The 16,826-nt window shown below is 64.9% G+C and carries 15 protein-coding genes and 1 other RNA gene; 10 read left to right on the top strand and 6 right to left on the bottom strand.

The genetic code is table 11. The features are described from left to right. Positions 1–14: 14 nt before the first annotated feature. Together AC3WLM_RS03760 and AC3WLM_RS03755 are read right to left on the bottom strand one after the other, a co-directional pair. The gene (locus AC3WLM_RS03760) at positions 15–1,025 is read right to left on the bottom strand and encodes a polysaccharide deacetylase family protein (RefSeq protein ID WP_492476643.1); all 1,011 of its coding nucleotides are present in this window, start codon (positions 1,023–1,025) and stop codon (positions 15–17) included. Next, positions 1,022–2,770, bottom strand: a complete 1,749-nt coding sequence (locus AC3WLM_RS03755; protein WP_492476642.1) for a histidine kinase dimerization/phospho-acceptor domain-containing protein — start codon at positions 2,768–2,770, stop codon at positions 1,022–1,024. The genes AC3WLM_RS03760 and AC3WLM_RS03755 overlap by 4 nt, the downstream gene beginning before the upstream one ends. A gap of 258 nt (positions 2,771–3,028) precedes the next feature. Here AC3WLM_RS03755 and AC3WLM_RS03750 point away from each other — a divergent pair, with 258 nt between their 5' ends. Further along, complete coding sequence (locus tag AC3WLM_RS03750; protein WP_039337420.1) at positions 3,029–3,505, top strand: Lrp/AsnC family transcriptional regulator; 477 nt, start codon at positions 3,029–3,031, stop codon at positions 3,503–3,505. 25 nt (positions 3,506–3,530) lie between these two features. Here AC3WLM_RS03750 and AC3WLM_RS03745 read toward each other — a convergent pair whose 3' ends face one another. Continuing rightward, positions 3,531–3,821: a chorismate mutase gene (locus AC3WLM_RS03745; RefSeq protein ID WP_039337422.1), complete on the bottom strand. Its 291-nt coding sequence runs from the start codon at positions 3,819–3,821 to the stop codon at positions 3,531–3,533. 100 nt (positions 3,822–3,921) lie between these two features. Here AC3WLM_RS03745 and AC3WLM_RS03740 point away from each other — a divergent pair, with 100 nt between their 5' ends. Then, positions 3,922–4,935: a polyprenyl synthetase family protein gene (locus AC3WLM_RS03740; RefSeq protein ID WP_062342872.1), complete on the top strand. Its 1,014-nt coding sequence runs from the start codon at positions 3,922–3,924 to the stop codon at positions 4,933–4,935. 31 nt (positions 4,936–4,966) lie between these two features. Next, a complete protein-coding gene (locus tag AC3WLM_RS03735; protein WP_492476641.1) occupies positions 4,967–5,983 on the top strand; it encodes an aldo/keto reductase in 1,017 nt (338 codons plus the stop codon). 2 nt (positions 5,984–5,985) lie between these two features. Here the strand turns inward: AC3WLM_RS03735 and AC3WLM_RS03730 are convergent, their stop codons facing one another. Beyond that, positions 5,986–6,132: a hypothetical protein gene (locus AC3WLM_RS03730; RefSeq protein WP_156135869.1), complete on the bottom strand. Its 147-nt coding sequence runs from the start codon at positions 6,130–6,132 to the stop codon at positions 5,986–5,988. A 107-nt stretch (positions 6,133–6,239) separates the two neighbouring features. Between AC3WLM_RS03730 and hrpB the strand changes: the two genes are divergently transcribed. The 3 genes from hrpB (at position 6,240) to ffs (ending at position 9,173) form a co-directional block, all read left to right on the top strand. Beyond that, complete coding sequence (hrpB, locus tag AC3WLM_RS03725) at positions 6,240–8,714, top strand: ATP-dependent helicase HrpB (protein ID WP_492476640.1); 2,475 nt, start codon at positions 6,240–6,242, stop codon at positions 8,712–8,714. Between the two features lie 33 nt (positions 8,715–8,747). Then, on the top strand, positions 8,748–9,026 hold the full coding sequence (locus AC3WLM_RS03720) for an ETC complex I subunit (RefSeq protein WP_039337503.1): 279 nt from the start codon (positions 8,748–8,750) through the stop codon (positions 9,024–9,026). Between the two features lie 52 nt (positions 9,027–9,078). Next, an RNA gene (gene ffs, locus AC3WLM_RS03715) (signal recognition particle sRNA small type) lies at positions 9,079–9,173 on the top strand. Here the strand turns inward: ffs and AC3WLM_RS03710 are convergent. Beyond that, complete coding sequence (locus tag AC3WLM_RS03710; protein ID WP_039337428.1) at positions 9,171–9,659, bottom strand: DUF4188 domain-containing protein; 489 nt, start codon at positions 9,657–9,659, stop codon at positions 9,171–9,173. The two genes, ffs and AC3WLM_RS03710, sit on opposite strands and share 3 nt — an antisense overlap. 98 nt (positions 9,660–9,757) lie before the next feature. Here AC3WLM_RS03710 and AC3WLM_RS03705 point away from each other — a divergent pair, with 98 nt between their 5' ends. The 3 genes from AC3WLM_RS03705 (at position 9,758) to AC3WLM_RS03695 (ending at position 13,083) form a co-directional block, all read left to right on the top strand. After that, the gene (locus tag AC3WLM_RS03705; protein ID WP_492476639.1) at positions 9,758–11,599 is read left to right on the top strand and encodes a DNA polymerase III subunit gamma/tau; all 1,842 of its coding nucleotides are present in this window, start codon (positions 9,758–9,760) and stop codon (positions 11,597–11,599) included. After that, complete coding sequence (locus tag AC3WLM_RS03700; RefSeq protein WP_039337431.1) at positions 11,596–11,931, top strand: YbaB/EbfC family nucleoid-associated protein; 336 nt, start codon at positions 11,596–11,598, stop codon at positions 11,929–11,931. The genes AC3WLM_RS03705 and AC3WLM_RS03700 overlap by 4 nt, the downstream gene beginning before the upstream one ends. Positions 11,932–12,060: 129 nt before the next feature. Beyond that, a complete protein-coding gene (locus AC3WLM_RS03695) occupies positions 12,061–13,083 on the top strand; it encodes an MlaA family lipoprotein (RefSeq protein ID WP_492478087.1) in 1,023 nt (340 codons plus the stop codon). Between the two features lie 85 nt (positions 13,084–13,168). On the opposite strand, the gene AC3WLM_RS03690 is transcribed toward AC3WLM_RS03695, so the two are convergent. Continuing rightward, entirely contained in the window at positions 13,169–14,203 is a 1,035-nt protein-coding gene (locus AC3WLM_RS03690) for a hypothetical protein (RefSeq protein WP_492476638.1), read from the bottom strand. Positions 14,204–14,414: 211 nt separating this feature from the next. Here AC3WLM_RS03690 and lon point away from each other — a divergent pair, with 211 nt between their 5' ends. After that, the gene (gene lon, locus AC3WLM_RS03685) at positions 14,415–16,820 is read left to right on the top strand and encodes an endopeptidase La (RefSeq protein WP_492476637.1); all 2,406 of its coding nucleotides are present in this window, start codon (positions 14,415–14,417) and stop codon (positions 16,818–16,820) included. Positions 16,821–16,826 lie beyond the last annotated feature (6 nt).

Here is a 16,826-nt window from a genome sequence, read left to right as displayed (position 1 = left end):
GGCAAGATCACTCGTCAGACTTGCGCGGCGGCGATGATCTCGCTGACGCAGGTCGGACGGACGCGGTGGCGGGCGAGATGGGCGAAGACGCCGCGCCACCAGTCATAGAACTGGTCGAGGTCATCCTCGCTGCGGACGTAGGGCGTGTAGCCCGGCCGAAGCGAGGGGCTGTGGAAGGAGAAAACGAGCAGGGGCAGGCGGCTTTCCAACGCCATGTCGATGCCAGTCAGCGCTTCGAGCAGCGTGACACCTTCGGGAGTCAACGGGATCCGATCGAGCAGGCCGAGCCGGGCGAGCGCGCCGCGAAGGCGTGGCACGCGCCACAGGGCGGGGTAGACTGCCGGTCCGTGGCGGCGCAGGTGCCCGGCGAAAACCGTGGTGAGCGGCATTTCCATCAGTCCGTTGCGGCGGTCGATCCACCAGGGGCGCAAGGGGTGGTCGCGGAAGTTGGGGCCGCCGGTGGAGCTGTAATCGAAGCGCGAGCGGACCGAGGTGTCGATCGCGATGGCGCAATCTGACAAGATGGCTGCGGTATTCGGGCCGACACCGTACCGCCCTGCGCGGTAGATCAGCGGGCCGACCCCGAAGGCCTGCTCGATCGTGTCGCGCAGCTTGCGGAACTTGGCACGTTCCAGATCGGCCGGAAGGTTGCCGGCGAAGCTGTTGTGGACATTGACGAGTTCATCGTAGGGCGGGTTGACCCAGGGGTGCAACTGCACGCCGATTTCGGCGCGCCCGGCGAGGACGGCGGCTCCGAGGACTTCGGCAGCGCGCGGGTCGCTCGCCACCGGGTAATCGACAAGGTAGACCGGGACAACACCGAGGCCCTCGCAGAACTGCTGGAATTTGGCGAGGCGGGGGATGTGGTCGAGGCCGTGGCTGGTGCGATCCAGCGGCTTGGACCAGTCAAATTCCTCTTCGGTGTCGACCGTCAGGATGAACCGGGTGCCAAATTCGGGCGCGAACGTGACGAAGTCTTCCGGCGATGGCAGGCGAAGGATCTGAGGAGAGGCCGAGGCTGTCATGCGCGGGCCTGCATCGGCGCGGCATCGCTCGGCGGTTCGTCCGCCAGCGGAATAGTGGCAACGAACTGCGAATGCTCCCGCAGCAGGGATCCGCCGCCGGATTCAAACTCTGCGCGGGCAAGGCGCAAGGCAAAGCCGTTGCCAAGCATTGCCGAAGCCGCCAGCACGCCACTGCCCGTCGGCGCTTCGGGCGCAAAGAGGGCCGCATCGTCAAGCCGGTCGAGCGCGGCAGGCAGCGTGACTGACAATCTGGCGCAGCGTTCGCGCTGATCAAGCGCGATGGCGATGCGCTCGCCGGGCGCGACGCTGGTGGCGATGACCGAGAGCAGCCGCCACACGCTGCGTTCGATTTCATCGGCAGCGAATGCCACTGCAAGCGGGCCTTGTGACATGCTGACGGAAAGCCGGACGTTGCGGGCTGCAAGAACGGGGGAGATCTGTTCGACAAGCCCGGCGACCAGCGCAGCCGCATCGGCAAGGCCGGTGTCGATTGCAAGCGCGCGCGATTCCAGCTTCACCAGCCGCTCGATCTCTTCGAAGCCGGCGAGCATCTGTGCCGCATCTGCCGCAATGCTGGCAGCCATGGCGCGGTACTGGTGCGGCGTGGTGCCGAAGACCTGGGACTGGATCATCTCGGCAAAGCCCTGGATCGCGTTGATCGGCGTGCGCAGCTCGTGCAGCAGCTGCCGCAGACGGTCTGCCTCGGCCGAGACGGAGGGCGTTTCCGGAGCCAGTTCCGCAGCTGGCACTTGGACAAGGCGGCGCAGGCGCAAAAGGTAGCCGGCGAAGCGACCACCGTCGCGCGTGAAGATTGGCGTGCCATCGGCCTGCCAGTGGCCAGCCACGAGATCGGCGCCTTCGATCGACAGGAAGCCGGCCTCGATCGGCTGGCGCTGTCGGAATGCGCGAGCGGTGGTTTCATCGCACCGCATCGGCGAGGCGGCGTCTGCACAGAACATCTGGCTGCCGAGCAGGACCCCCGGCGGGTCGATGCCTGCGTGAACGACAAGCCCGAGCGCATCAGTGCGCAGGTCAATCGTCGCGACCGGCTTGCGCGGCGCTGCGTTCTCCTCGCCGAAGGGCAGGAGCGGGGCAAGACCATCGCCGCGAGCGGCCTGAGGCGCAGTGGCCTCGCGTTCCTCGCGCTTGCGCCGGAAGGCCTCGATCCGGCGGACGATCGCGCCGATGCCGTCGTCTGCCAGGAGGGGGTCCGGGAGGGGTTCGGGCACAGGCTCGGGCTCAGGCAGGGGCTCGGGCAGGGGGGGCGCCTGTCTGTCAGCTCGGCCCTGTTCGATTGCGACCGCAGGTTCGGGCTGGGGCAGCAGGAAATCGTTGATGCCAAGGCGTGATAGCAGCTGGCGGACCGGCTCTCCCAGATCGGCGCGATGGCGCACGAAGCCGCGCGCCTGTACCGGGAGGCGCGGGATCACGGCGAGCCAGTCCTCGTCGGTCAGCCGGGCGGCCGATACTGCAGCCGCCGCGGTACGGGGACCGCCTTGGGCAAAATGGTAAACCAGCACGGCAGAGCGGTGCGGGGCCGAGCGAAGAACTGCGGCGCATTCCTCGTCGGTCAACATGGCGCAAAGCGAATCCATGCGCTGGAGCGCGCCAGCGTGCTGCCGATTCCACGCGGCGAGCGGGACGGGGCCGAGCAGGTCAACCAACTGGCGCAGCTGCGTTCTGGCTGCCGTCTTGCCGGCCGCGTGGGTGCGCAGCACGGTCTCAAGGCGGTCGTCAACGATCATCAGAGCTCCGCGTGTGGCCTTTCGTGCACCGTAGCGTGAAGCTCCGGACAGGTTGCTAATCCGCTGAACTAGCCCGGAGAAGGCTAACAAATCGTGCCGGTTGCGGGAAGGTGACTATCCACTGCGTTGCAATGTGGGACGGTTGCACTATGAAACAATAAAATTATCTTGGACGGCGGATTTTGTGCGGAAAGTTGCGACTCACGCTTCTTTCCGAATTCCCCGACCGGGGCTTTGCGAAACGGACGAACACGAAGAATGGCAACCCTTGATGGTATCGACCGGCGCCTGCTTGCCGAACTGCAGGCCGAGGGCCGCGTGACCAACGTGGAATTGGCGCAGCGCGTCGGACTTACCGCACCCCCATGCCTGCGCCGGGTGCGCGCTCTGGAAGATGCCGGAGTGATCCGCGGTTACCACGCTGATCTCGACGCCTCGAAGCTCGGCTTTGCGATCACCGTGTTCGCTCTTGTCAGCCTCAAGAGCCAGGCCGAGGAATCGCTGCGTCAGTTCGAGGACCATATGCGCACCCTGCCCGAGGTGCGTGAATGCCACATGCTCAACGGCGAGATCGACTTCATCCTCAAGATCGTCAGCCGCGATCTGCAGAGCTTCCAGGAATTCCTTACCAGCAAGCTGACGCCTGCGCCCAACGTGGCAAGCGTGAAGACCTCGCTGACGATCCGCACTGCCAAGCAGGTGCCGGGGGTGCCGCTGGAAGATCAGGTCGGCTAAGCCCCGACCATCCCCTCAAGGGCTTTCAATCGGCAGATCCGGCCGCTTTCTCGTGGTGGCGGATCACTTCCTGGATGATGAAGCGCAGGAACTTTTCGGAAAATTCCGGATCGAGCTTCGCGTCTTCGGCAAGCTTGCGCAGGCGCGCGATCTGGCGCTCCTCGCGGCCGGGGTCGGAGGCGGGAAGCTTGTTCGCGGCCTTGTAGGCGCCGACGGCCTGGGTGATGCGGAAGCGTTCGGCGAGGATGTGGATCATCGCCGCATCGATGTTGTCGATGGACTGGCGATAACCTGCCAGAACCGGATCTTCGCTCATTCCCTTACCCCGTCTTTTGGTCTGCGCGTTCGTGTCTGGGCCGCTACAGTGCAAGTTGCGTCTTGCCAAGCGCTGCCCTTGCCGCCAAGCGGTCAATCCGATGACTGCGACCATCCATACCCTGCCGCGCAAGGCCGAACCTTCGCTGGCGCCGATGATGGCCCTCGTTGCCGAGGGCATGAACAGTGTCAACGCCGTGATCCTCGATCGGATGCAATCGCGCATTCCGCTGATCCCGACGCTGGCCGGGCACCTGATCGCGGGGGGCGGCAAGCGCATGCGCCCCATGCTGACCCTGGCGAGCGCCTCGCTGCTGGGCTACGGCGGATCGCGCCATTACAAGCTGGCGGCGGCGGTGGAATTCATCCACACCGCAACGCTGCTGCATGACGACGTGGTCGATGGCTCGGACATGCGGCGCGGCAAGAAGACCGCCAACATTGTCTACGGCAACCCGGCGACGGTGCTGGTGGGCGACTTCCTGTTCAGTCGCAGCTTCGAACTCATGGTCGAGGACGGCAGCCTCAAGGTGCTGCGCATCCTCTCGAACGCCTCGGCGGTGATCTCGGAGGGCGAGGTCGACCAGCTGGTCGCGCAGCGTCAGATCGAGACGACCGAGGAAATGTACCTCGACATCATCGCGGCAAAGACGGCGGCACTGTTCTCTGCGGCATGCCGGATCGCGGCGGTGGTGGCCGAGCGTGACGAGGCAGACGAGCTGGCGCTCGATTCCTATGGTCGGAACCTCGGCATCGCGTTCCAGCTGGCTGACGATGCGATCGACTATGATTCCGAAGTTGCCGAAATGGGCAAGGACCAGGGCGACGACTTCCGCGAAGGCAAGATGACCCTGCCGGTCATCCTTGCCTATGCGCGGGGCGACGCCGAAGAGCGCAAGTTCTGGCAGGAGGCGATTGCGGGCGACCGGTCTTCGGACGAAGACCTTGCCCACGCGATCGAGCTGATCCGCCGACACGATGCGGTGAACGCCACGCGCGAACGGGCGCGGATGTATGCGCAGCGGGCAATCGACGCCATTGCCGGCTTCCCGGCCAGTGCTGCCAAGGTCGCCATGACCGAGGCCGCGCTGTTCGCCGTCGCGCGGAGATTCTGATCCAGTTTCATACGTATAGCGGGAGAGCCTGATGCAGCATCGTCGCCTCGGCCGGTCGGCCATTGTCGTTTCCGATATCTGCATGGGGACGATGACCTTCGGCAGCCAGGTGGATGAAGCCGAAGCGCTGCGGGTGCTGGATCGCTGCTATGACGCAGGGATCAATTTCTACGATACCGCCGAAGGCTATCCCGTGCCGCCGGACGTCAAGTGGGTGGGGCGGACGGAAGAGATCGTCGGCAAATGGCTCAAGACCAAGCCGCGCGATGCGATCGTGCTGGCGACGAAGGTTTCGGGGCCGAGCCATGTCTGGTTCCGCTCACCCTGTCGCAACGGCATGACCGCACTGGACCGGCGCAATATCGAGACGGCAATCGAGGCCAGCCTTAAGAGGCTCGGCACTGACTACATCGATCTTTACCAGACCCATTGGCCTGATCACGACACGCCTTATGACGAGACCATGGAAGTGCTGCACGAGCTGGTGCAGGCGGGCAAGGTGCGGATTACCGGCTGTTCGAACGAGACCAGCTGGGGCCTGATGAAGTCCCTTGCGACTGCCGAGCGTCTCGGCACGGTGCGCTACCAGACGATTCAGAACAACTTCAGCCTGAACAACCGTCGCTTCGAGGACGAACTGGCACAGGTCTGCCGACAGGAAGGCGTGAGCCTGATCCCTTACTCGCCAATTGCGGGCGGCGTGCTATCGGGCAAGTACAACGGTGGAGCACGGCCTGAGGGCGCGCGGTTCTCGCGCTACCTGGCAATGGAAGGGCGGCAGGCGCAGATGGGCAAGCGCTTCGTCAACGATCGCAGCATTGCCGCGACCGAGCGGTTCATGGCCATTGCGGCGGAGGCCGGGCTCGATCCCGTAACGATGGCGGTGGCATGGTCCAAGCAACACGACTTCGTGGCTTCGACCATCGTCGGCGTCGGTGCCGAAGGTCAGCTCGACCCGATTCTTGCCGCGGCCGACCTCGTGCTGAGCGACGACGTGATGAAGGCGGTCAACAAGGTGAGCCGCGAGATCCCCTATCCGATGGGCTGACCTTACTTGCGCCTGCCGAAGCGGCGCCAGAGCCAGTAGCAGCTGCCGCCGCAGACCGCTCCGATGCTAAGCATGATGGCGCCGATCATCACACCGCTGAACAGCAGGCCGGTGGTCAGCGCCACGACGAATTCCAGCGTGCTCTTCATCTCTCCCGCCTAGCATGCTTGTGCAGTCTGGACCATGAACGTTCTGTAAGGGTCTGCGTTTCCCGGAACATTGCCTTGGGCGGGCAAAGGCCGTTAAGGCGCATGGCGTGAGCGACCTGCCGATCCATGCCGTCCTGCCCGACCTGCTTGCAGCCTTGCGCGAGGGGCCAAGCGCCGTCCTGATCGCGCCGCCGGGTGCGGGCAAGACGACAGCGGTCGCGCCGGCGCTGCTGGGCGAGAAGTGGTGCGGCGGGCAGGTCATCGTGCTGTCGCCGCGGCGTGTTGCGGCGCGTGCCGCAGCCGAACGAATGGCCGAGCTGCTGGGCGAGGAAGCGGGGCAGACCATTGGCTATGTCACGCGCCTCGATGCCAGGCGCTCATCCCGAACGCGGGTGATCGTGATGACCGAGGCGATCTTTGTCTCGACCATCCTGAACGATCCCGAATTGCAGGGCATTTCCGCCGTACTTTTCGACGAGGCGCATGAGCGGCATCTCGACAGTGACCTCGGGCTGGCGCTGGCGGTTGAAGCGCAAGGCGTGCTGCGGGAGGATCTGCGCATCGTGGTGATGTCGGCCACGATTGACGGTTCGCGCTTTGCCGCGCTGCTCGGTGACGCACCGGTTGTAGAGAGCGAGGGCAAGGCGCACCCGCTGACGGTCAAGTGGCTGGGCGCGCGACCGGACCTGAAGATCGAGGCTGCGATGGCTTCGGCAATCCAGACGGCGTGGCGCGATGAGTGCGGCGACATTCTCGCTTTTCTGCCGGGCGTGGCGCAGATCGAGCGGACGGCGGATCTTCTGGCCGAGCGCTTGCCGCAGGCGCTGGTGCTGCCGCTGCATGGACAGGTTGAGCCGGCAGGGCAGCGTGCGGCCATCCGGCGCGATCCGCAAGGGCGCCGGCGCGTGGTTCTGGCGACCAGCATTGCCGAGACTTCGCTGACGCTGGATGGCGTTTCGGTGGTGGTCGATGCAGGCCTTTCGCGGCGGGCGGAGTTCGACAAGGCGGCCGGGGTCACGCGGCTGGTGACGACGCGGGCGAGCCAGGCTTCGGCAGCCCAGCGTGCAGGGCGCGCGGCGCGACAGGGACCGGGCGTCACCTATCGCCTGTGGGAAGAGGCGGCGCACGCGGGGCGGCCCGCTTTCGATCCACCAGAGGTGGTTACGAGTGATCTTGCCCCGCTGGCGTTGACGCTAGCGCAGTGGGGGGCGGGTGACCCGGCGGGGATGGCGTGGCTCGATGCGCCACCGACGGCAGCGATGGCGGCGGCACGGGGGGCCTTGCAGGCCTTAGGCGCACTCGCCCTTCGACAGGCTCAGGGTGAGCGGGAGCAGTATGAGATCACAGCGCACGGCCGGGCGATGGCGCGCCTGCCGATGGAGCCGGCGCTGGCACACATGCTGTTGTTTGCAGCCGAGCGCGGGCAGGCGGACGAAGCGGCGCAACTGGCCTTGCTGCTGCAGGAGCGTGGCCTTGGCGGTCGCGGTGAGGATCTGGCGCGGCGGCTTGATCGCTGGGCGGGTGAGCGCGGGAGCAGGGCCGAAGGATCGCGCAAGCTGGCGGCGCGGTGGGCGCAGATGGCAGGCAGGCTGGGTGCGCGCGGGAAGGCTGGCGAGGTGCCGCTGGGCGTGTTGCTTGCGGAGGCGTTTCCCGACCGGATCGCGCGGGCGCGGGGGGCTTCGGGCGAGGACTGGCTGGCTTCGGGTGGCCGCGGCTATCGGCTTGATCCGGCATCGCCGCTGGCAACGGCGAAGTGGCTGGTGATCGGAGACGCGCAAGGCGAGGCCAAGGGCGCGCGGATCACGGCGGCGGTGGCGCTGGAGGAGGAAGACGTTGTCCGACACCTCGCGCATCGGATCGAGGAGCGGCATTCCCTCACCTGGAACGCGATCGAGAGTCGCGTCGAAGCGCGGCTGGAGCGCAAGCTGGGGGCCATCGTGCTGGCGCGGGTGCCCGACCCGAAGCCGGACGCCGAGGCTGTTGTGGCGAAGCTGATCGAGGTGGTGCGCGATGGCGGGTTGGCGCTGCTCCCGCTGGGCGAGGCCGCCAAGGCTCTGATCGTGCGGGCGGGGTATGCGGGGCTTGAGGCGCTGTCCGAAGAGGCTCTGCTTGGCGCGCTTGAGGACTGGCTCGGGCCATTGCTGGCGGGGCGGCGCGATCTGCAGATCGGCGCGGGCAGGCTGCACGAGGCGCTACTGAACCGGCTCGACTGGAACGAGCGGCAGGCGCTCGACAAGCTGGCCCCAGCGGAGTTCCGCTCGCCCGCCGGGACCAGCCACGCGATCGACTATGGCCACGAGGGCGGGCCGTGCGTGGAACTGCGGGTGCAGGCACTGTTCGGGCTGGAGCGGCATCCGTGCGTGGGCCATCCGCCCAAGCCGCTGCTGCTGAGCCTCACCAGCCCCGGTGGCAAGCCGATCCAGACGACGGGAGATCTGCCCGGCTTCTGGCGCGGATCGTGGCGCGATGTGGTGAAGGACATGAAGGGGCGCTACCCCAAGCACCGGTGGCCAGACGAGCCCTGGGCCGAAGACCCCAGCCTCAAGACCAAGAACGCCTTTAACGCGCAAAAGCGGACTTGATTTGCGACCTGATTCGTGTGCAAGCGCGAAGCCATGTCAGCACGCATCTATCAGCGCCCGAAGAATGCCATGCAGTCCGGCAAGGCCCGGACCAGCGACTGGCTGCTCGAGTTCGAACCTGCCGAAGCACGCCGCCCCGACCCGCTGATGGGCTGGGCTGGTTCGGGCGACACGCAGAGCCAAGTGACGCTTGCGTTCAATTCGCAGGAAGATGCGCAGGCCTATGCCGATCGCTATGGCATCGATGTGCGCGTGATCCCGACGCCGCCGCGCAAGCTGAAGCTGCAGAGCTACGCGGATAATTTTAAGTAAGCAGAGTTCGGCGAGGGCTGGACAAGCCTCCGCTTCCTCTCCATATGCCGCGCCGGGAGTCGGTCGGACGCTTGCGTCCGCCAACCTGGTCAGGTCCGGAAGGAAGCAGCCACAACGGGTTGCGGCGGGTCGGCCGGCTCCTTTTTACCCCTCCGTTGCTGTTTTCATGCGCGAGCGGGCCTCGTTGCGCTTTCCGGTGGCGGGGATGAGTCCGGCGACCTTGCCGAGGCCGAAGGGTGGCATGTTGCCATAGATCGTTTCATAGGCCCCGGCCGAGACGGCATAGGTCTCGTGAAAGATGCCGACGGTGCCGTCGCTGCCCACGGCCTTGTTGAACGCGGTCCAAGCTGGCCAGTGTTTCTGGTCCCGATCGCGGGCATAGGCTTCGAGACTGTCGAAATCGCGCCAGTATTGCAGGAGCACGATGGTGCGCAGATCGCGCAGCATCGTTTCCGTTCCGAGAAAACCGCTTTGCGGGTTTCGCGCAAGTTCGGCGAGCATCGGCCCCATGGCGCGAGCGACTGGGAGCCACTTTCCCACCTTGTGGAAGTGATTGATGCGCATGCCGATGACGAAGACCACCAACGAACGATCGAAATCGGCGGTGAGGCGACCGGGAAGAACCTTGCTCATGAAGTTAAGGTTGCATTTTGCAACCTATGAGTCAATCCACCGATTCTCCCCCTCGGGGCATTCGACAATCGGGCCGGGAGTGCTTACCTAAGGCGGCAATGGCCGATTCCACCGACATGTTTGGCGATCCTCCGCAAGAGGAGGAGAACAAGCCCTCTGCTGCCGAGCTCGAGGCGGCGGGGCAAAGTTCGATGTTCGGTGATCCGGCGCCGGTCGCAGCGCCTGTAGCGCCTGCTCCGGCTCCTGCAGAAGTGGTGCGGGAGACGGCGCCACCGCCACCGGTCGCGCCCGCAGCGGCATCTGCTGCGCAACCCTATCGCGTGCTGGCGCGCAAGTACCGGTCGCAGACCTTTGCCGAACTGATCGGGCAGGACGCGATGGTGCAGACGCTGGCCAACGCGATCAAGCGTGACCGGCTGGCCCATGCCTTCCTGATGACCGGCGTACGCGGTGTTGGCAAGACTTCCACCGCGCGCCTGATCGCCAAGGCGCTCAACTGCATTGGCCCGGACGGGCAGGGCGGGCCTACGATCGATCCGTGCGGGTCTTGCGAGCCATGCCGGGCGATTGCCGAAGGCCGGCACATCGACGTGATCGAGATGGACGCGGCGTCGAACACTGGCGTCGACGACGTGCGCGAGATCATCGAAGCGGTGCGCTATGCGGCTGTTTCGGCGCGCTACAAGATCTACATTGTCGACGAAGTCCACATGCTGTCGCGCAATGCTTTCAACGCCTTGCTCAAGACGCTTGAGGAACCGCCGGCGCATGTGAAGTTCCTCTTTGCGACGACCGAAGTGGACAAGCTGCCGGTCACGGTCTTGTCGCGCTGCCAGCGGTTCGATCTCAAGCGCATTCCGGCGCCGCTGCTCGCCAGTCATTTCGGCATGATCTGCGGCAAGGAAGGTGTCGAGGCCGAGGACGAGGCGCTGGCGATGGTCGCCGCTGCCGCCGAAGGTTCGGTGCGAGACGGGTTGTCGATCCTCGACCAGGCGATCAGCCATGCCGATCTGGTCGGCAGCGAGGATGGCAAGACCCGGGTGACGGCCGAGCAGGTCCGGCAGATGCTGGGCCTTGCCGACAAGACCATGCAGCGCCGGCTGCTCGACGCCGTGCTTTCGGGCAAGGGCGGGACGGTGCTGGAGGAAGTGGCGCAGCAGTATGCGCTGGGGATCGAGCCGATCGCGATGATGCGGGCGCAGATGGATGTGGTCCATCGGGTGACGGTTACGCAGATCGGCGGCGTGGGGCCGGACATCCGCTCGACCGAGGAGCGGGAGGCTCTCGAGGGCTGGGCCAAGGCGCTTTCGGCGGGGCAGTTGCACCGGTTGTGGCAGCTGCTGCTCAAGGGTTACGAGGAAGTGAAGGTGGCGCCTGATCCGCTGGTGGCGGCGCAGATGGCGCTGTTGCGGGTGATGCACGCGGCGGACCTGCCCGATCCCGGCGGGCTGGTGAAGAAGCTGGAAGAGATTGCTTCCCGGCCCGTGGTCATGGCGCAGACCGCCGAACCGGGCGCTGTCGCGGCTCCCGTGGCGCAAGCGACCGCGGCGCCCGCGATGGACTGGGAAGCGCTGGTCGAGCAAGTCGAGCATGTCTCGCCATTGGTCGGATCGACGATGCGGCTGGGCGTGCGGGTGGTTGAACTCAAGGCCGGTTTGCTGCGCTATCAACTGGCGCCGGGATTGCCGAACGATCCGGCGGCGGATATCCGCCGCGCGTTGAACCACGTGACCGGCGAGGCATGGATCGTCGAGCGCGGGGAGGGCGATGCCCTGCCCAGCCTCGAGGAAGCCAAGGCCGAGAAGGTGGCGGCGGCGGACGCGGCGATGAAGGAAGATCCCTTGGTCAAGGCGGCGCTCGAAGCCTTTCCGGGCGCGGTGATCATTGATGAGGAAAGCTCGCGAGAGCACGAAAAGAGACCCTGGAGCAAACGCGCATGAAGTCGATGGAAGAGATGATCCAGGCCGCCCAGAAAGCGGCGCAGACCATCCAGAAGCAGATGGAGGACGCGCAGGCGACCTTGGACAACATCGAGGTCGAGGGCGCGGCAGGCGGCGGGCTGGTGAAGATCAAGGCCTCGGCCAAGGGCCGCGTGATCGGCGTCAACATCGACGAGAGCTTGTTGGCTCCGTCCGAGAAGGGCATCCTCGAAGATCTGGTTGCGGCAGCTTTCAACGACGCGCGTGGCAAGGCCGATGCCGCGGCTGCGGAAGAAATGCAGAAGGTGCAGATGGCGGCCGGCATTCCGCCGGGGTTCAAGCTGCCGTTCTGACCGGTGGCTTGACCGGTCAGGCCGGTGTGGGCTGGCGATGAATTGATGGTGTAGGACTTGCGGCGTGGCTGGGGGCGGGCCAAGGCTGTGCGGTAAACTGATGGACCGGACAGGAATTCCTGCTTGAGTGTGACCTTGCTTGCCAGCGCTGCCCTGCTTGCCGTTCCCGTTGCGGACGGACCATTTGTGCCGGAGGTTGCGCTGGTGCAGGACTCGCAAGCCTCCGCTGCCGGTGCAGCAACGCCGCTTCCTGCCGAAACCCCGTCTGAGCCACAGCCTACAGCACCTATCGCCTTGCCGCAGGCACCCGCGCCATCACTTGACCAGATTGAGCAGGACGAGCAGGCGATCGTCGTATCGGGCGAGAAGACCCCGCGGCAGGACCCGATGCAGGCGGTCAATCAGGCGAGCTACGATGCAGTGCAGGCAGTCGACGATGCGGTCATCGCGCCCGTTGCCAACGTCTATGAAAAGGGCGTGCCGCGCCCGATCCGCATGGGTCTCAGGAACTTCCTGCGCAACCTGACCGAGCCGATTGTTGCGCTGAACTATCTGCTGCAACTGAAGCCGGGCAAGGCGGCCGAGACGGTCGGGCGGTTCGCGATCAATTCGACGATCGGCGTCGGCGGTGTGATCGACGTCGCCAAAAACAAGCCCTTCAACCTGCCGTATCGGCGCAATGGCTTTGCCTATACCTTTGGATACTACGGAATCGGGCCGGGACCCTACATGTTCCTGCCACTGGTTGGCCCGACGACGCTGCGCGACGTGATCGGGCTTGGGCTCGACCGTTTCCTGATGCCGTTTGCCGTTGGCGGACCGCTGCGCAATCCGGGCTATGTCTATGGCAGCTTCGTCATCCGCTCTCTCGACGAGCGTGTGGCGAATGACGAACTGTTCAAGCGCATCCGTGAGGAATCGAACCCTTACGCTTCCTATCGCGAGCTTTATCTCAAGACCCGGCAAGCAGAGATCGACGCGCTGAAGGGCAAGGCGGATTTCCAGAAGGAAGGGTCGATCACCCTGCCAGCGATCACGCCGACACCGCCGCCTGCGATGCCTTCTGCGGCCAGCGAGCCCGTTCCTGCTACGCCGCCAGCGCCGATATTTGTCTCGGAGCCGGTGGTGCAGCCGCTGCCTTCCGCACGTTGAGATTGCGCCCCCGCGCAGGCGGGGGCCTCGGCCGGTTTATGCTGGTGGTCCGTAACAACACCGAGGTCCCCTCCTGCGTGGGGACTCAGCTTTCCAGCAGCAGCGAATAATCGCGCAGGACTTCCCAGGCCTTGCCCGGCGAGATCATCAACTGGTCGGCGCTCTCCAGACCTGCGAGGCGGCGAATCATCTGGGCGACGGTGGCGGCGTTGCCGCTGCTCATGCCGTAAGTGGAGATGAGCACTTCGGGATTATGCGAAAGCGTGTTCTCGAAAAGCAAGTCGACATTCTGGGGCTGGAAGCCGAAGCCGAGGAACACGAGGCGTTTTGCGCTGGCGACCGACAGGCGGATGTCGCGCAATGCATTGCGATCGGCGCTGCGTTCGTTGAGCGACTTCAACTGGGCAGCGATCGCATGGATGTTCCATGGCTGCTCGACACCCCATTCGGCCTGGGGTGCCTCACCCTTCTGCCGTGGCAGACGGCCAACGGAGCCGTGCGGGTGCACGATGTCGAGCTTCTCTGCAACGACTTGCTGCGCTTCCTTCAGCTCGATCCCATAGGCCATGACCAGCGCGTAAGGCAGGAAGTGCTCGACTGACCGATCGTAGTTGAAGTTTATGATGGTCAGCTGTTCGAGCGTCTGTCCGATCTTGCTCCGGGGAACGCCAGAGGTGATCAGCTGGCCGAGCTGATAGATCCAGTATTCGGCAATCTTCCCTTGAAGCGGCAGCTCACCTTCCACGCGCGGGATATCCTTCAGGTTGCTGCGCGATTCAGCCTGGCCGATGAAGAATGTGATCGCCAGCTTGCCGCAGGCGACAACGAGCGGGTCATGATCGTACTGTTCAAGCACGGTATCGATCGAGCGACCGAGGCGGCAGGCGTTGCGCAGGCGCTCGGCGGCAGCGGCAACATCCTCGACCTTCTTGTTCAGCTTTTCAGCAAGCTTGTAGATATTGCGCAGAAGCAACTGGCCGTCGCGTGTCGAGGTCTCCGAGTTGGTGCGCTTGAAATCATAGCCCTGGATGATGCGAGCCAGCAGTTCCGCGTTGGTCGGAAACTGCAATTCTGCACTCGCCCCTGCGCCGACGATCAGCGTTGTTCGTGTACGCAGCATGCGATGTGGCAGCCTCCCAGTCCTTCACGTCCAATGCGTATTTATACCTAACATTCGGTTTACGGCTCTCGCCGACAAGAGGGTCAAACTGGCCAGGAGATGTCGTGATCCACAGCCGATATGGCAAAAGCCATTGCGACAGGCGCGCGGTCTCCCCATATCCCGGGAAAGCGCCGGGCGGCGTGCCCGGCAGGACGGAAACGAAGTGCCCATGAATCTCTATCCCCTGCTTCCCCTTCGCGACATCGTCGTGTTTCCCGGCATGGTCGTGCCCCTCTTTGTCGGGCGCGAGAAATCGGTAGCGGCGCTGGAAGCGGCCATGGCCGGCAACAAGGATATCTTCCTGCTCGCCCAGCTCGATCCGGGCTGCGACGATCCGGATCGCGACGATCTTTATGATACCGGCGTGATTGCCAGCGTCCTGCAACTGCTGAAGTTGCCGGATGGCACGGTCCGCGTGCTCGTCGAAGGACGGGACCGCGCGGTGCTTGAGGGCCTGCGCGAGGAAACGACGACGCATGGCGCGATGCTCGTTGCGCAGGTCGAGCCGCAGGAAGCCGTGGTGGCCGAGAGCACCGAGATTTCTGCGATGATGCGGTCGGTCGTCGATCAGTTCGCCGAGTATGCGAAGCTTTCGAAGAAGCTGCCGCAGGACGCCGGCGGCCAGCTTGGCGATATCGAGGATGCTGGCAAGCTGGCGGATTCGGTTGCCGCGAACCTTGCTGCCAAGGTGGCTGACAAGCAGGCGGTGCTTTCCGAATCCGATCCGATGAAGCGGCTCGAGATGGTGCTTTCCTTCATGGAGGGCGAACTGGGCGTGCTGCAGGTGGAGCGCAAGATCCGTGGCCGCGTGAAGCGCCAGATGGAAAAGACGCAGCGCGAATACTACCTGAACGAGCAGTTGAAGGCGATCCAGTCGGAGCTGGGTGGCGGCGATGGCGAGGAAGCCAACGAGATCGCCGAGCTTCAGGAGAAGATCGACACTCTCAAGCTTTCCAAGGAAGCCAAGGCCAAGGCGACGGCTGAGCTGAAGAAGCTCAAGACCATGCAGCCGATGAGCGCCGAGGCGACTGTCATCCGCAATTACCTCGACGTGTTGCTGGGTCTGCCATGGGGCAAGCGCAGCAAGCTCAAGAAGGACATTCCCGCGGCGCAGGCGATCCTGGACGCCGATCACTACGCGCTGGACAAGGTCAAGGACCGCATCGTCGAATACCTTGCGGTGCAGGCGCGCACGAACAAGCTGAAGGGGCCGATCCTGTGCCTCGTCGGCCCTCCGGGCGTCGGCAAGACCTCGCTCGGCAAGTCGATCGCCAAGGCGACCGGCCGCCAGTTCGTGCGCCAGTCGCTTGGCGGCGTGCGCGACGAGGCCGAGATCCGCGGTCACCGCCGGACCTACATCGGCTCGCTGCCGGGCAAGATCGTGACCAACCTCAAGAAGGCAGGCACCGCGAACCCGCTGTTCCTCCTCGACGAGATCGACAAGCTCGGCCAGGACTTCCGCGGCGATCCGGCTTCAGCGCTGCTGGAAGTGCTGGATCCCGAACAGAATGCGAAGTTCCAGGACCATTACCTTGAGCTCGACTTCGATCTTTCGGACGTGATGTTCGTCTGCACGGCGAACAGCCTGAACCTGCCGCAGCCGCTGCTCGACCGCATGGAGATCATCCGTCTCGAGGGTTACACCGAGGACGAGAAGGTCGAGATCGCCGAGCGCCATCTGGTGCGCAAGCAGGTGGAGGCGCATGGTCTCAAGAAGGGCGAGTTCACGCTCGAGACCGAAGCACTGCGCGATCTGATCCGCTATTACACCCGCGAGGCCGGCGTGCGCACGCTGGAGCGCGAGGTAGCGCGTCTGGCGAGGAAGTCGCTGCGCCAGATCCTGGAAGGCAAGGCCAAGAGCGTGACGATCACGCCCGAGAACCTTTCCGACTTTGCCGGTGTTCGGAAGTTCCGCCACGGCGTCTCTGACGAGGAGAACCAGGTCGGCGCGGTTACCGGCCTTGCCTGGACCGAGGTTGGTGGCGAACTGCTGACGATCGAGAGCGTGACGGTGCCCGGCAAGGGCGCGGTCAAGACTACGGGCAAATTGGGCGAGGTGATGAGCGAGAGCGTCCAGATGGCGTTCAGCTTCGTCAAGGCGCGCAGTCCGGCCTACGGCATCCGGCCTTCGATCTTCAACCGCAAGGACCTGCACATCCACTTGCCCGAGGGTGCCGTGCCCAAGGATGGCCCGAGCGCTGGCATCGGCATGGTGACCGCCATGGTCTCGACGCTGACCGGCATTCCGGTGCGGGCGGACGTGGCGATGACGGGCGAAGTGACGCTGCGTGGCCGCGTGCTGGCCATTGGTGGCTTGAAGGAAAAGCTCCTCGCGGCACTGCGTGGCGGGATCAAGACGGTGCTGATCCCCGAGGAGAACCGCAAGGATCTTGCCGAGATCCCGGCCAACATCAAGGAAGGTCTGGAAATCGTTCCTGTGAGCCATGTCGACGAGGTGCTGGCACGTGCGCTGGCATCTGTGCCGCAGGCGATCGAGTGGACTGAAGCGGACGATCTCGCCTCTCAGCCAACTGCACCGGCCGGAGCGGCAGGCGCTGCGCCGACTGCCCACTGACGGTTC

This window comes from Novosphingobium sp. FW305-C-30-35, assembly GCF_058783135.1.
Note: the sequence above shows the minus strand (reverse complement) of the source record. Positions and strands in the feature narration are given on the sequence as shown.